The sequence below is a fragment of the Bacillus sp. FSL K6-2944 genome, from assembly GCF_038005385.1.
Lineage (GTDB): Bacteria > Bacillota > Bacilli > Bacillales > Bacillaceae_G > Bacillus_A > Bacillus_A cereus.
In genome coordinates this window covers 2552339-2568184 of sequence record NZ_JBBOTE010000001.1, presented here as the reverse complement: position 1 = coordinate 2568184, position 15846 = coordinate 2552339, and the positions used below count along the sequence as shown (strand labels likewise).

Below are 15846 nucleotides of genomic sequence, written 5' to 3'. Positions count from 1 at the left end.
TAAAAAAATCGAATAAATGTTCGATTTTTGTTGGCAAATTGAATTGAAAATAGGTATAATAAGATTAGCAATTCAGTTAAGGAGGAATTTTGAATGAGTGATCGTCAAGCAGCGTTAGATATGGCGTTAAAACAAATAGAGAAGCAATTCGGTAAAGGTTCAATTATGAAATTAGGAGAACAAGCGGAGCGTAGAGTTTCTACGGTTTCTAGTGGTTCTTTAGCACTTGATGTGGCACTAGGGGTAGGCGGATATCCACGTGGCCGTATTATCGAAATTTACGGACCTGAAAGTTCAGGTAAAACGACAGTTTCATTACATGCAATTGCAGAAGTACAACGTCAAGGTGGACAAGCAGCATTCATCGATGCGGAGCACGCAATGGATCCTGTATATGCACAAAAATTAGGCGTTAACATAGATGAATTACTATTATCACAGCCTGATACAGGGGAGCAAGGATTAGAAATCGCGGAAGCACTTGTACGAAGTGGTGCGGTTGACATTATCGTAATTGACTCTGTAGCAGCTCTTGTACCGAAAGCAGAGATTGAAGGCGACATGGGTGACTCACACGTAGGTTTACAAGCACGTTTAATGTCACAAGCACTTCGTAAGCTTTCAGGAGCAATCAACAAATCAAAAACAATTGCAATCTTTATTAACCAAATTCGTGAAAAAGTTGGGGTTATGTTCGGAAACCCAGAAACAACTCCAGGTGGTCGTGCGTTGAAATTCTATTCAACTGTTCGTCTTGAAGTGCGTCGTGCGGAGCAATTAAAGCAAGGTAACGACATCGTTGGTAATAAAACAAAAGTAAAAGTAGTGAAAAATAAAGTAGCACCACCATTCCGTGTTGCTGAAGTTGATATTATGTACGGAGAAGGTATTTCAAGAGAAGGTGAAATCTTGGATATGGCTTCTGAGCTTGATATCGTTCAAAAGAGCGGTGCTTGGTATTCTTATAATGAAGAACGCCTAGGACAAGGTCGTGAAAATTCGAAGCAGTTCTTAAAAGAAAATACAGATTTAAGAGAAGAAATTGCTTTCTTTATTCGTGAGCATCACGGAATTAGTGAAGATTCTGGTGCTGAGGGCGCAGAAGATTCAACTCTTCTTGATTAAAAAAATAAAAGACACGGCCTCGTGTCTTTTATTTTTTTATCTACTATTAAGGAGCATAATACTATAGATAAAAAATATTTTTTTACTTCAAATGCGTTGTGTAAAGAGGGATATTTAAATATTTTAAGTAAAAGAAATGGGAATTACTAAGGTTTTCCAGTATAGTAGGCTCCTTACTTTTAAAATTTAGGTCACATTCAAGGCTGAAGGCAAAGAAAGTAAAAGTAGACAACGCTTGACAATGAAAATTACGATAGATACAATGAGAATGTATATTTTTTCTTATATACAATATACTCTTCTCAAGAAGAGAAGTAATATTCGGAGTAAGGTTTAAATCTTACCGAAATAATAATATGACATTTTAATTGTGAAATGAAGAAAGTCCCTTAAAAAAGCGGGACGACGGTCTTTGCTGTATGTTGTAATTCAATGTACATGCCGACAGTCTTTTTTCATTCATAGCAAGGGGAGGTGAAATCATGACGAGTACAGTTTGGATACTCATCTCCATTTTGCTTGCAACAGTCGGTGCAGTTGTTGGCTTTTTTGTTCGAAAGTCTATTGCTGAAGCGAAGATTAATGGTGCGGCTAATGAAGCGAGACGTATTTTAGACGAAGCGAATCGTGATGCTGAAGCACTTAAGAAAGAAGCGCTTTTAGAAGCAAAGGATGAAATTCATACACTTCGTACAGAAGCTGAATTAGAAATTCGTGACCGTAGAAGCGAATTACAAAAACAAGAAAATCGTTTAATGCAAAAAGAAGAGAACCTTGATCGTAAAGACGAAACGCTCGATAAACGCGAGCAACAGTTAGAGAAGAAAGAGGAATCTCTTGTAGCGAGACAACAACAGATTGAAGAGTTGGAAAGCAAAGTGGGAGAGTTAGTTCAAAAGCAACAAACAGAATTAGAGCGCATTTCCAATCTGACACGCGAACAAGCGAAAGCAATTATTCTTGGTAAAGTAGAAAGTGAAGTTTCTCATGAAATCGCTGTTATGGTAAAAGAAAGTGAAGTTCGCGCGAAAGAAGAAGCGGATAAGAAAGCAAAAGAGATTTTATCTCTTGCAATGCAAAGATGTGCAGCTGATCATGTTGCTGAAACAACCGTTTCGGTTGTAAATCTTCCAAATGACGAAATGAAGGGACGTATTATCGGGCGTGAAGGTCGTAATATTCGTACGTTAGAAACGTTAACGGGTATTGACTTAATTATCGATGATACACCAGAGGCAGTAATCCTTTCTGGATTCGACCCAATTCGTCGTGAAACAGCTCGTATCGCTCTTGATAAACTAGTACAGGACGGACGTATTCACCCAGCGCGTATTGAAGAGATGGTCGAAAAATCAAGACGTGAAGTGGACGAGTATATTCGCGAAGTCGGAGAGCAAACAACGTTTGAAGTGGGTGTTCATGGATTACATCCAGATTTAATTAAAATTTTAGGTCGTTTAAAATACCGTACAAGTTATGGTCAAAACGTCTTAAAACACTCTATGGAAGTTGCATATTTAACTGGACTTATGGCGGCAGAGCTTGGCGAGGATGAAAAACTAGCAAGACGTGCAGGTCTATTACATGATATCGGAAAAGCGATTGACCATGAAGTAGAAGGAAGCCACGTTGAAATTGGTGTTGAACTTGCAACGAAATATAAAGAGCATCCTGTAGTTATAAACAGTATCGCATCTCACCATGGTGACACAGAACCAACTTCTATCATTGCAGTTTTAGTTGCAGCAGCAGATGCTTTATCAGCTGCAAGACCGGGAGCTCGTAGTGAAACACTTGAAAACTATATTCGTCGTCTTGAAAAGTTAGAAGAGATTTCAGAGTCTTATGAAGGCGTTGAAAAGTCATTTGCAATTCAAGCAGGACGTGAAGTTCGTATTTTGGTAAAACCAGATACAATCGATGACTTAGAAGCTCATCGTTTAGCTCGTGATATCCGAAAACGTATTGAAAATGAACTGGATTACCCAGGACATATTAAAGTAACTGTTATTCGTGAAACACGTGCAGTGGAATACGCAAAATAAAGTGGTGAAACACCACTTTATTTTTTTGTGTTGGAATTGGATAAAATAAAGACAGTTAGTTATATAGTATAAAAGTGAAACAAACTTATAATAAACATATTATAAGGAATTTACTTGATGCTATAGCAATAAAAAATGCAGTACATAGAAAGGGTAAGACATATGAGAATATTATTTGTTGGGGATGTAGTAGGATCTCCTGGTAGAGGTATGATTCAACAATACGTACCGGCATTAAAGAAAAAATATACACCTACAGTAACAATCATTAATGGAGAAAACGCAGCAGGTGGCCGTGGGATTACAGAAAAAATATATCGAAACTTTTTAGAATGTGGGGCGCAAGCAGTTACACTTGGAAACCACGCTTGGGATAATCGTGAAGTATTTGAATTCATCGATGATGCAAAATATCTTGCAAGACCAGCTAACTTCCCAGAAGGAACTCCAGGAAAAGGACTTATCTTTGTGAACTGTAATGGAACAGAAGTTGCAGTTATTAACTTACAAGGACGTACTTTCCTTCCTCCGATTGATTGTCCATTCCGTAAAGTGGATGAATTAATTAATATTGCGAAAAAACGTACGAATATTATCTTTGTTGACTTCCATGCGGAAACTACAAGTGAAAAACAAGCGCTAGGTTGGTATGTAGATGGACGTGCTACAGCAGTAGTAGGTACGCATACGCATGTCCCTACAGCAGATAACCGTATTTTACCAAGCGGAACGGCATACATTACAGATGTTGGAATGACAGGGCCGTATGATGGAATATTAGGTATGGATAGAGAAGCAGTATTGAAGAAGTTTTTAACAAACTTACCAGTACGATTTGAAGTAACAAATGGTAGAACGCAATTAAGTGCAGTGTTAATTGATGTGGATCCAAATACAGGAAAAGCAAAGAAAATTGAACGTATTTTAATTAATGACGATCAACCATTTTTTGAGTAAATTCCCGTTAAATTTTAGATAAGTTATTATATTTTAATTTTTTAGAAAAATTACGAAAATTTAGCAGGAATACGCGCCATTCCTCGTGAATATAAGTTAAAGTGAAATAATTGCTAATACTTTTTAAAGAAACGAGGAGGAAACGCGGAATGGAAATATTAAAAGTTAAAGCAACGTCGGTCCCTAATTCTGTAGCTGGTGCACTTGCAGGTGTTATTCGCGAACGCGGAACAGCAGAAATTCAAGCTATTGGTGCAGGTGCATTGAACCAAGCGGTAAAGGCAGTAGCAATCGCAAGAGGATTTGTAGCGCCTAGTGGTTTGGACCTGATTTGTATCCCAGCGTTTACAGATATTATGATTGATGGCGAAGAGCGTACAGCAATAAAATTAATTGTAGAACCTCGTTAAGTTTTAAACAACCTGTTTGCAGTATGCAAACAGGTTGTTTTTATAATGGAGGAATGAAAATGAAAATTTTTGATGCTCATTGTGACGTGCTTCTTCAGTTATGGAGTGCACAAGGGAAAAGGAATTTTAACGATGATTCACAATTACATATTACATTTGAACAGTTAAAGAGAAGAAAAGGAAGTATACAATGTTTTGCTATATATGTACCAGAAACAGTGGCATATGAAAACCGATTTGAAGCAGCATTACAAATGGTAGATATTTTTTATAATGAAATTTTATCCCTACCAGGTGTAAAGTTTATTCAGACAAAAGATGATATTAACATGTTAAAACAGGACGAGGTTGGAGCGATATTAACACTAGAAGGATGCGAAGTAATTGGAAAAGAAGCAATGAAATTACGGTTGTTGTATCGCCTAGGAGTACGTTCTTTTGGACTAACATGGAATTATGCCAATCTCTTAGCTGATGGTGCGCTAGAGACACGTGGGGCGGGTTTAACGAATTTTGGTAAACAGGTTGTACAAGAACTGAATGCGCTACATGTATGGACTGATGTGTCTCATCTGAATGAAAGAAGTTTTTGGGATGTTATAGAGATTGCAAAAAATCCTATTGCTTCCCACTCAAATTGTATGAAACTTTGCGAGCACCCACGTAATTTAAACGATGAACAACTTAAAGCTCTTATAAAGAAAAATGGCATGATCGGTGTCACTTTTGTACCGCAGTTTCTAACGAATGAAAATGAAGCAAATATAACAGATATAGTAAGACATATCGAATATATTTGTTCATTAGGTGGAGAGTACAATATAGGATTTGGTTCAGATTTTGATGGGATTTTAGAAACAGTTGTAAATGTATCAGTTTATCGAGATTATGAAAATGTAATGAATGAGCTTTGTAAACACTATGCTACATCTACTGTAGAACGATTTTTATATGATAATTTTGTAGAACATATGAGTTTTTAAGTTTCGGTTTAAAATTCAGAAAAATTAAAATTAATTCATTTGATTTTATTGCTTTTTTTAAGACCTAATACTAGAATGAAAAACAAAATAGCTTTATACTAAAGATTCAGGGAAATCAGAAGAGGCATAATTTGCGTCCGTTGTAGTTTATTTGCATAAAAAATGCTAAACTATTACTGTAAAAAAATACACTACAATGAATGCAGCCAAAAGGGGTGTAGGAGATGATTAGTCAACTTTCATGGAAAGTTGGAGGCCAACAAGGTGAAGGAATTGAAAGTACAGGAGAAATCTTCTGTATTGCATTAAACCGATTAGGATATTACCTATACGGTTACCGCCACTTCTCATCACGTATAAAAGGCGGCCATACAAATAATAAAATTCGTGTAAGTACAACAGAAGTACGAGCGATCTCAGATGATTTAGATATTTTAATTGCTTTTGACCAAGAAACAATTGATTTTAATTTCCACGAACTACGTCCAGGTGGAATTGTAGTTGCGGATGCGAAATTTAATCCAACAATACCTGACAATACAGATGTAAATCTATATGTGATACCGTTTACAGATATTGCTTCAGAATTAGGCACATCATTAATGAAAAACATGGTTGCTGTTGGAGCATCAAGTGCAGTATTAGGATTAGATGAAACAGCTTATTTAGATGTTGTTGAAGAAATCTTTGGTCGTAAAGGAGAGCAAGTCGTTCAAAAGAATATGGACGCAATTAAACGTGGCTCTCAATATATGAAAGAATTACTAGGTGAGAAAGTAAACATGATGCAGCTTGAAAAAGCTGATGGTAAAAAACGCATGTTTATGATTGGGAACGATGCAATCGCATTTGGTGCGGTAGCTGGTGGTGCTCGTTTTATGTCAGCATACCCAATCACACCTGCATCAGAAATTATGGAATACTTAATAAAAAAATTACCGAAAGTCGGCGGAACAGTAATCCAAACTGAGGATGAAATCGCAGCTTGTACAATGGCAATCGGTGCAAACTATGCTGGTGTTCGTACATTAACGGCATCTGCTGGTCCAGGTCTTTCATTAATGATGGAAGCAATCGGTTTAGCAGGTATTACAGAAACTCCATTAGTAATTGTTGATACACAACGTGGCGGCCCAAGTACAGGATTACCAACTAAGCAAGAACAGTCTGACTTAATGGCGATGATTTACGGTACGCATGGTGAAATTCCAAAAATCGTAATGGCGCCAAGTACAGTTGAAGAAGCTTTCTATGACATTGTAGAGGCATTTAACTTATCTGAAGAATATCAAGTTCCTGTTATTTTCTTAACAGATTTACAGCTTTCTTTAGGAAAACAAACAGTAGAACCACTTAAATTAGATAAAGTGGAAATTCGTCGTGGTAAACTTGATTTAGAAGTAGAATTACCAGAACGTGAAAATAAAGCATACTTCAAGCGTTATGAAGTAACAGAAGACGGCGTTTCACCACGTGTTTTACCTGGTATGAAAAATGGTGTTCACCATGTTACAGGTGTAGAACATGATGAAACTGGAAAACCATCGGAATCAGCAATAAACCGTAAAGATCAAATGGACAAACGTTTCCGTAAAATGGAGAACTTGAAGTTTAATACCCCTGTTTATAAAAATGTTAAGCATGAAGAAGCAGACGTATTGCTTGTTGGATTTAACTCAACTCGTGGTGCGATCGAAGAGGCAATGACGCGTTTAGAACAAGAGGGTATGAAAGTAAACCATGCTCATGTGCGTTTAATTCACCCGTTCCCAACAGCTGAAATCGATCCACTTGTGAAAAAGGCGAAGCGTGTTGTAGTAGTAGAAAACAATGCAACAGGTCAGCTTGCTAACATTATGAAAATGAATCTTGGTAATGGTGAGAAAATTTCTAGTCTTTTAAAATATGATGGAAACCCATTCTTGCCGAAAGAGATTTACAACGAATGCAAAAAAGGGGTTGTATTAAATGGCAACATTTAAGGACTTTCGTAACAGTGTAAAGCCAAACTGGTGCCCAGGTTGCGGAGACTTCTCAGTGCAAGCTGCAATTCAACGTGCGGCAGCTAACGTTGGCCTAAATCCAGATGAACTTGCTGTTATTTCTGGTATCGGCTGTTCAGGCCGTATTTCAGGTTATATTAATTCATATGGTGTGCATAGTATTCATGGTCGTGCCCTTCCAATTGCGCAAGGTGTGAAAATGGCAAATCGTGATTTAACAGTTATCGCTTCAGGTGGTGACGGTGATGGATTTGCGATTGGTATGGGTCATACAATCCATTCTATTCGTCGTAATATCGACATTACGTACATCGTAATGGATAACCAAATTTACGGATTAACAAAAGGGCAAACTTCACCACGTAGTGAAGCTGGATTTAAAACGAAAAGCACACCACAAGGTTCAATTGAACCATCACTAAATGTAATGGAAATGGCCTTAACAGCTGGTGCGACATTTGTGGCGCAAAGCTTTTCGAGTGATTTAAAAGAATTAACACAAATTATTGAAGCTGGTATTAACCATAAAGGATTTTCATTAATTAACGTATTTAGCCCATGTGTTACTTACAATAAAGTAAATACTTACGATTGGTTTAAAGAGAATTTAACGAAACTAAGTACAGTAGAGGGATATGATCCATCTAATCGCATGATGGCTATGCAAACTTTAATGGAAAATAACGGTTTAGTAACAGGGTTAATTTATCAAAATACTAAGCAACCATCATATCAAGAACTTGTTAAAGGCTATAGTGAAGAGCCTTTAGTGAAATCTGATTTAAATATGGATCAGAAAATGTTTGATGAGCTTGTTGCTGAATTTATGTAATGTAAGAAGAGGAGGTTGCCGATTTGGTAACCTTTTTTTATGTACAAAAATATAGGGTAGTCTTATTTACTTAGAAAATTCAGAATGATAAAATAATATATAAATCGTTGTATGAAAATGGCAAGTTCATTGCTTATGAAATGTAAGATAATAAAGGGCCTCTTTATTGTTAAAATTGGCGAAATACATCATACTATGGTAATGTTTATAGGGATAAAGCAATATGCTTTTTGGTAGGACAACAAGAAATGATAAAAAGGGAATGTCTATTTGCGTGGGGAAGACTTCATTCTTATGAATGATTAGATTGATTACTCAAGTTTCAAAGGACAAGTTATCTCTCAAGCTATCTAACCATTTTTGAGATAATATGAAGCGACCTCCTAGATTATCAAGTCAGGGATTTTAACCCATAATAATGAATGAAAACATTATGAATGGGGTTATACCCTATGATAATAGGAGGCCACTATGGAAAATATAATCTATATTGGGATGGATGTCCACAAGGAAAGTTTTAGCTTATGTGCACTACACGGAACAACTGGGGAAATTGTAAGAGAAGCACGATGTGCTTCAAATGTATCTCTCGTAAAAAAATTCGTTGAGAAACTGAAAACAAAATATGGTGAAGATATAAAAATTAAAGCTGGATATGAGGCTGGTTGTTTAGGGTATTCACTTCATAATCTTCTTGAACAAAATGGAATTGATTGTGATATTTTAGCTCCCACAACAATGTACAGTTCATCAAAAAATAAAATGGTTAAAAATGATAAATTCGATGCCAAAATGATTGCTCTTAATTTAGCAAATGGCACCTATAAAGAAGTATATGTTCCAGAAGAAGAGGATGTTGCCGTGAAAGAGTATATCCGCATGTTAGGTGATTTTAAAACATCTTTGAAAAAAATAAAACAACAGATAAAAGCATTCCTTTTAAGGCATGGCTATGTGTATGAAGGGAAATCAAGCTGGACAATCGCTTATATGAAATGGTTAAAGAATCTTGATCTACAAGGATTATTCAAAGAAACGTTAGGCGAATACCTATTACAGTATGATGTTCTAGTCGATAAAATTGAGCGGTTCAGTCTGAGATTAGAAGAATTATCTCATCGTGAAAGGTACGAAGAACCAATCGCAAATTTAAGATGCTTAAAAGGTATAGATACAACATCGGCAATGACTGTTCATGTGGAAATTGCAGACTTCACTCGTTTTCCCACGGCTAAAGCATTTATGGCTTATGTAGGATTGACACCAAGCGAAAGCTCAAGTGGAGAAAAAATCAGTCGACGTTCGATTACAAAACAAGGAAATTCGACCGTTAGGTCTACTCTTGTAGAATGTGCAAATGCGTTGGTAAAAGGAACAATCGGATTAAAATCGAAGCGAGTGAAAGCAAGACAAAAAGGGCAACGAAGCGAAGTGATTGCTTATGCGGATCAGGCTGTAGAAAGGTTACAAAGAAAATATTATCGCATGATATATCAAGGGAAACCTAGAAATGTTGCCGTTACAGCTATCGCAAGAGAACTGGGGTGTTTTATATGGGGATTAGAAACAGGTAAAATTCACCGAAAATAAAGAGGGAAGGATATGAAGTTGATTGATTCATTCATAGTTAGAAACCAAAGGTATCAATTGATGGCATAGATGAGCTTCAGAGATAGTGAATTACAGGTCTGGCTATCTATGACTCACCTCTTCTGGCATGGCTGAAATTCTGATAAACAAGCTATTTATTAGAATTTGAAAAGGTGTGATCCACGCAGTGAGATTATAAGAGCCTAACGACGAACCATTAACCTGAGGTAACCAATCCACGAATAACAGAGTGGTTAACTGTCGATAGATCTTATTTCTGAAGCTTTTGTATGCCATCAAGAAAAATATTATGGGTGAAAAACTATTGACAAAGGTCACTTCATAACAGGTGAGTCTAGGCGCATTAAAATGGACTATAGAGTATGTATAGTTAAGGGTGAAAGGAGATTACCGATGAACGAGCAACAACGATTAGCAAGTCAACAAGCAAATTCCTCTACGAAAAAAGAAGAGAAAGATTATAGTAAATACTTTGAAAGTGTATATCAACCACCTTCCTTAAAGGATGCGAAAAATCGCGGGAAAGAAGAAGTTAAAATTGAACGGGATTTTGGCTTACCTGAAGAGTTTCGCAATTTTGGTACAGGAAGAAAGTTCTATATTCGTACATATGGTTGTCAAATGAATGAGCATGATACGGAAGTAATGGCAGGCATTTTCACCGCACTTGGATATGAACCAACTTTTTCAACTGAGGATGCAGATGTAGTTTTATTAAACACTTGTGCAATTCGTGAAAATGCTGAAAATAAGGTGTTTGGTGAGCTAGGCCATTTAAAGTCACTCAAACGAAGAAATCCAGACCTTTTAATTGGTGTATGTGGTTGTATGTCTCAAGAGGAATCTGTTGTAAATAAAATTATGCAAAAAAATCAGCATGTAGATATGGTATTTGGAACGCATAATATTCATAGATTACCGTACATTCTAAAAGATGCGATGTTCTCGAAAGAGACGGTAGTTGAAGTATGGTCAAAAGAAGGTGACGTAATTGAAAACCTTCCGAAAGTACGTCGTGGTGATATTAAAGCTTGGGTAAATATTATGTATGGCTGTGATAAATTCTGTACGTATTGTATTGTACCGTATACACGCGGAAAAGAGAGAAGTAGACGTCCAGAAGATATTATCCAAGAGATTCGTCATTTAGCTGCAAATGGTTATAAAGAAATTACTTTACTTGGTCAAAACGTAAATGCATATGGTAAAGACTTTGAAGATATAGAATACGGTCTTGGCGATTTAATGGACGAACTTCGTAAAGTTGATATTGCCCGTATTCGTTTTACAACGAGCCATCCACGTGATTTCGATGATCACTTAATTGAAGTGCTTGGCAAAGGTGGCAACCTAGTAGAACATATCCATTTACCAGTTCAATCTGGAAGTACGGATATGCTGAAAATTATGGCACGTAAATATTCGCGTGAGCATTATTTAGAACTTGTAAGAAAAATTAAAGAAGCAATTCCAGATGCAGTATTAACAACAGATATTATCGTTGGTTTTCCAAATGAAACAGATGAGCAATTTGAAGAAACGATGTCGTTATATCGTGAAGTAGGGTTTGATACTGCCTTTACATTCATTTACTCTCCTCGCGAAGGTACACCAGCTGCAAAAATGAAAGATAATGTACCGATGGAAGTAAAGAAAGAACGTCTTCAACGCTTAAATACACTAGTAAATACGTTGGCAATTGAAAAGAATAGTCGTTACAAAGGTCAAATTGTAGAAGTGTTAGTTGATGGGGAAAGTAAAAATAATCCGGAAGTACTTGCAGGTTATACTCGTACGAATAAACTTATAAACTTCGTCGCTTCAAAATCTTTAATTGGTCAGCTTGTGAAAGTAAAAATAACGGAAGCAAAAACTTGGTCTCTTAACGGGGAATTAGTTGAAGAGCCGATTGAGGTGAAATAATAGATGAAAGTATATTCGAAAGATGACATTGTTGAACAAGCGAAAGAATTAGCAAAAATGATTTCTGAAACAGAAGAAGTTGATTTTTTTAAGAAAGCAGAGGCGCAAATTCATAAAAATGAAAATGTAAAGCGCGCAATCGATGAAATTAAAGCACTGCAAAAACAAGCAGTAAACTTGCAACATTACGGGAAATGGGAAGCTTTAAAAAAGGTAGAAGCTGAAATTGATGCATTGCAAGATAAGTTAGACAGTATTCCAGTCGTACAACAATTTAAATCTTCACAAACATACGTAAATGACTTATTACAGTTAGTTGCTAGTACAATTTCTAACAACGTAACAGATGAAATATTAATTTCAACTGGTGGCGATGTACTAAAGGGTGAAACTGGCGCAGCAGTAGAAAGTAAAAAAGGAAATTGTGGTTGTTAAAGAGATGTCATATTGACATCTCTTTTTTTGTGGATTAAACGTAAGGTCTTCTCAAAAAAAAGAATGACACATTCCGCTATTGTCACGCATATGATTAAGTGAATAGTGATTGAGGAGGGTTACGAATGTCCGAATTCAGAGAGATTATTACAAAAGCAGTGGTTGGAAAAGGACGTAAGTATACAAAGTCAACGCATACATGTGAATCGAATAATGAGCCAACAAGTATTTTAGGGTGCTGGGTAATTAACCACTCGTACGAAGCAAGAAAGAATGGAAAACATGTGGAAATTGAAGGTTTCTATGATGTGAACACTTGGTATTCATTTGATGGAAATACAAAGACTGAAGTTGTAACAGAACGTGTGAACTACACGGACGAAGTAAGTATTGGTTATCGTGATAAAAACTTTTCTGGTGACGATTTAGAAATTATTGCTCGTGTTATTCAGCCGCCAAATTGTTTAGAAGCACTTGTATCACCAAATGGTAATAAAATTGTTGTAACTGTAGAACGTGAATTTGTAACAGAAGTAGTTGGAGAAACGAAAATTTGTGTAAGTGTAAATCCTGAAGGTTGCGTAGAATCAGATGATGATTTCCAAATTGCTGATGATGAATTTGAAGAATTAGATCCGAACTTTATCGTTGATGCAGAAGAAGAGTAATAGAAAGCTAGGGAGAAGTTCTTCCTAGCTTTTTACTTTACATAAGTGGCGCTGAATGAACATGATTCTTTATGAAATATGTTATAATGAAGAAAGACTCCTGAAATAGGAGATAAGAGTGTCCGTGAAATGCGACATATATGAAAATAGATTATCATGTAAGAATTATGGAGGAAAAGTATGACTCAATATACGCCTATGATACAGCAATATTTAAAGGTTAAGGCAGATTATCAAGATGCCTTTTTATTTTTTCGCTTAGGCGATTTTTATGAAATGTTCTTTGAGGATGCTGTTAAAGCAGCCCATGAACTTGAAATTACATTAACGAGCCGAGATGGTGGTAGTAGTGAACGTATACCAATGTGCGGTGTACCATATCATGCGGCTAAAAACTATATTGAACAACTTGTTGAAAAAGGATATAAAGTAGCTGTTTGTGAGCAAGTAGAAGATCCGAAAACAGCTAAAGGTGTAGTACGTCGTGAAGTAGTACAATTAATTACGCCAGGAACGATGATGGAAGGGCGTACAATTGATGAGAAAGAAAACAACTTCTTAGCCGCATTAACACATTTTGAAGATGGATCATATGCATTAGCTTGTAACGACTTAACGACTGGACAAAATACAGTAACGTTACTGACTGGTTCAGTAGAAGATATTTTATTAGAAGTGTATGCAACTGGTTCGAAAGAAATTGTTGTTGATTCTTCATTTTCTAAAGATGAACTAAACAAGTTAACTGAAACATTGAAAATGACGATTTCGTATGAAGATGCAACGGCAATTCCGGAAGGATTAGAACATCTTGTGAAAAATGTTTCACAAGCAAAATTAATTAAAGCAGTTGGACGTTTATTTAACTATGTAATAAGAACGCAAAAACGTTCTTTAGATCATTTGCAACCAGTAGAAATTTATTATACGAATCAATTTATGAAAATTGATGTACATTCAAAGCGAAACTTAGAACTGACAGAAACACTTCGGACGAAAGAAAAAACAGGATCACTATTATGGTTATTGGACAAGACGAAAACAGCTATGGGTGGTCGTATGTTAAAACAGTGGATGGAACGTCCACTTATACAGAAAGAAAGAATTGAAGAGCGTTTAGAAATGGTTGAAACGTTTGTAAATGATTACTTCTTACGTGAAGATTTAAAAGAAAAGTTAAAAGAAGTATATGATTTAGAACGCTTAGCAGGAAAAGTTGCATTTGGTAACGTAAATGCAAGAGACTTATTACAATTAAGACGTTCATTACTTCAAGTGCCAGCTATTTTAGAAGCAATTAGTTTGTTAGATAACGCTTATGCATCGAGATTAATTCAAGGTGCAGATCCATGTGAAAGCTTAACAGAATTACTAGGAAGAAGTATTCAAGAAAACCCACCGCTTTCAATTAAAGATGGAGATATTATTAAAGATGGTTATAATGACAAGCTTGATCAATATCGTTACGTGAGTAAAAACGGGAAAACGTGGATTGCTGAGCTTGAAAAAAGAGAACGTGATATTACTGGAATTAAATCGTTAAAAATCGGATACAACCGTATTTTCGGTTACTACATTGAAGTAACGAAAGCGAATCTTGCAGCACTTCCAGAAGGTCGCTATGAACGTAAACAGACGCTTGCTAATGCTGAACGTTTCATTACAGATGAACTGAAAGAAAAAGAAACGTTAATTTTAGAAGCAGAAGAAAAAATTGTACAACTAGAATACGATTTATTTACAGCGCTTCGTGAAGAAGTAAAAGTATTTATTCCGAAATTACAACATTTAGCAAAAGTAATTAGTGAATTAGACGTACTGCAAAGTTTTGCGACAGTTAGTGAAGAAGAACAGTTTGTAAAACCTGTACTAACAACGAAGCGTGAAATCTTTATTAAAGATGGTCGTCATCCTGTCGTTGAAAAAGTATTGAACGGGAAATTGTATGTACCGAATGATTGTATTATGCCAGAGAAGATGGATGTCTTTTTAATTACAGGACCGAACATGTCTGGTAAAAGTACGTATATGAGACAATTAGCACTTGTAACTGTTATGTCGCAAATCGGTTGTTTCGTACCAGCAACAGAAGCAGTATTACCTGTATTTGATCAAATCTTTACGAGAATTGGTGCAGCGGATGATTTAATATCAGGTCAAAGTACATTTATGGTCGAAATGTTAGAAGCGAAAAATGCAATTGCAAACGCATCAGAAAGAAGTTTAATTTTATTCGATGAAATTGGACGAGGTACATCTACCTATGATGGTATGGCACTTGCACAAGCAATCATTGAACATATTCATGACCAAATTGGTGCAAAAACGTTATTCTCTACGCATTATCATGAATTGACTGTGTTAGAAGAGAGTTTAGATCAACTGAAAAATGTACACGTTTCAGCAATTGAAGAGAATGGAAAAGTAGTATTCCTTCATAAAATTCAAGACGGGGCAGCTGATAAAAGTTACGGAATTCACGTTGCGCAACTTGCAGAGCTTCCAGATAGCTTAATCGCCCGCGCGAAAGAAGTGTTAGCACAGCTAGAAGGACAGGAAGAAATTATTATTCCAAAACGAGTAGAAGTGAAAGTACAAGAAGCTGCTCCAGAACCTGTAGTTGTAAAAGAGGAAATAGCAGAAATACAGGAAACGAAAGTAGAGACTGAAGAAGAATCGCAACTATCTTTCTTTGGAGGAGAACAGTCTTCGAAGAAACAAGACAAACCTCTGCTAGATCAAAAAGAAACAGCAGTATTGGCGCAAATTAAAAAAATCGATTTACTTGATATGACACCTTTAGAAGCGATGAACGAATTGTATCGCTTACAGAAAAAGTTAAAGAAAGGATGAG

Annotated in this window: 12 protein-coding genes; all 12 read left to right on the top strand. The window is 36.2% G+C overall.

From position 1 onward, the window contains the following. Positions 1-93: 93 nt before the first annotated feature. Entirely contained in the window at positions 94-1125 is a 1032-nt protein-coding gene (gene recA, locus MHH55_RS12915) for a recombinase RecA (protein ID WP_001283860.1), read from the top strand. Positions 1126-1607: 482 nt separating this feature from the next. After that, complete coding sequence (gene rny / locus MHH55_RS12910) at positions 1608-3170, top strand: ribonuclease Y (protein WP_000204911.1); 1563 nt, start codon at positions 1608-1610, stop codon at positions 3168-3170. 162 nt (positions 3171-3332) lie between these two features. Then, complete coding sequence (locus MHH55_RS12905) at positions 3333-4127, top strand: TIGR00282 family metallophosphoesterase (protein WP_001221095.1); 795 nt, start codon at positions 3333-3335, stop codon at positions 4125-4127. Positions 4128-4276: 149 nt separating this feature from the next. Continuing rightward, positions 4277-4537 (top strand): stage V sporulation protein SpoVS, encoded by a 261-nt coding sequence (gene spoVS / locus MHH55_RS12900; RefSeq protein WP_000404341.1) that lies wholly within the window; start codon positions 4277-4279, stop codon positions 4535-4537. A gap of 59 nt (positions 4538-4596) precedes the next feature. Then, the gene (locus tag MHH55_RS12895) at positions 4597-5520 is read left to right on the top strand and encodes a dipeptidase (protein ID WP_000688048.1); all 924 of its coding nucleotides are present in this window, start codon (positions 4597-4599) and stop codon (positions 5518-5520) included. Positions 5521-5744: 224 nt separating this feature from the next. After that, the gene (locus MHH55_RS12890; RefSeq protein ID WP_000625418.1) at positions 5745-7502 is read left to right on the top strand and encodes a 2-oxoacid:acceptor oxidoreductase subunit alpha; all 1758 of its coding nucleotides are present in this window, start codon (positions 5745-5747) and stop codon (positions 7500-7502) included. Further along, the gene (locus MHH55_RS12885; RefSeq protein WP_000190155.1) at positions 7489-8355 is read left to right on the top strand and encodes a 2-oxoacid:ferredoxin oxidoreductase subunit beta; all 867 of its coding nucleotides are present in this window, start codon (positions 7489-7491) and stop codon (positions 8353-8355) included. The genes MHH55_RS12890 and MHH55_RS12885 overlap by 14 nt, the downstream gene beginning before the upstream one ends. A gap of 471 nt (positions 8356-8826) precedes the next feature. Beyond that, the gene (locus MHH55_RS12880) at positions 8827-9945 is read left to right on the top strand and encodes an IS110 family transposase (RefSeq protein ID WP_340880263.1); all 1119 of its coding nucleotides are present in this window, start codon (positions 8827-8829) and stop codon (positions 9943-9945) included. Between the two features lie 414 nt (positions 9946-10359). After that, on the top strand, positions 10360-11889 hold the full coding sequence (miaB, locus tag MHH55_RS12875; RefSeq protein WP_078186344.1) for a tRNA (N6-isopentenyl adenosine(37)-C2)-methylthiotransferase MiaB: 1530 nt from the start codon (positions 10360-10362) through the stop codon (positions 11887-11889). Positions 11890-11892: 3 nt separating this feature from the next. Then, complete coding sequence (locus MHH55_RS12870; RefSeq protein WP_000870461.1) at positions 11893-12324, top strand: RicAFT regulatory complex protein RicA family protein; 432 nt, start codon at positions 11893-11895, stop codon at positions 12322-12324. A gap of 125 nt (positions 12325-12449) precedes the next feature. Beyond that, positions 12450-12992 (top strand): outer spore coat protein CotE, encoded by a 543-nt coding sequence (gene cotE / locus MHH55_RS12865; RefSeq protein WP_001288799.1) that lies wholly within the window; start codon positions 12450-12452, stop codon positions 12990-12992. A gap of 180 nt (positions 12993-13172) precedes the next feature. Beyond that, positions 13173-15845 carry a DNA mismatch repair protein MutS gene (gene mutS / locus MHH55_RS12860; RefSeq protein WP_000196021.1) on the top strand — a complete coding sequence of 891 codons (2673 nt, stop codon included), beginning with the start codon at positions 13173-13175 and terminating at the stop codon, positions 15843-15845. Position 15846 lies beyond the last annotated feature (1 nt).

Bases quoted from the DNA above. Each gene is read 5' to 3' on its own strand.
- MHH55_RS12890 (WP_000625418.1), top strand. From the start codon at position 5,745: ATGATTAGTCAACTTTCATGGAAAGTTGGAGGCCAACAAGGTGAAGGA.
- rny (WP_000204911.1), top strand. From the start codon at position 1,608: ATGACGAGTACAGTTTGGATACTCATCTCCATTTTGCTTGCAACAGTC.
- recA (WP_001283860.1), top strand. From the start codon at position 94: ATGAGTGATCGTCAAGCAGCGTTAGATATGGCGTTAAAACAAATAGAG.
- MHH55_RS12895 (WP_000688048.1), top strand. From the start codon at position 4,597: ATGAAAATTTTTGATGCTCATTGTGACGTGCTTCTTCAGTTATGGAGT.
- mutS (WP_000196021.1), top strand. From the start codon at position 13,173: ATGACTCAATATACGCCTATGATACAGCAATATTTAAAGGTTAAGGCA.
- MHH55_RS12880 (WP_340880263.1), top strand. From the start codon at position 8,827: ATGGAAAATATAATCTATATTGGGATGGATGTCCACAAGGAAAGTTTT.
- cotE (WP_001288799.1), top strand. From the start codon at position 12,450: ATGTCCGAATTCAGAGAGATTATTACAAAAGCAGTGGTTGGAAAAGGA.
- miaB (WP_078186344.1), top strand. From the start codon at position 10,360: ATGAACGAGCAACAACGATTAGCAAGTCAACAAGCAAATTCCTCTACG.
- MHH55_RS12885 (WP_000190155.1), top strand. From the start codon at position 7,489: ATGGCAACATTTAAGGACTTTCGTAACAGTGTAAAGCCAAACTGGTGC.
- MHH55_RS12905 (WP_001221095.1), top strand. From the start codon at position 3,333: ATGAGAATATTATTTGTTGGGGATGTAGTAGGATCTCCTGGTAGAGGT.
- spoVS (WP_000404341.1), top strand. From the start codon at position 4,277: ATGGAAATATTAAAAGTTAAAGCAACGTCGGTCCCTAATTCTGTAGCT.
- MHH55_RS12870 (WP_000870461.1), top strand. From the start codon at position 11,893: ATGAAAGTATATTCGAAAGATGACATTGTTGAACAAGCGAAAGAATTA.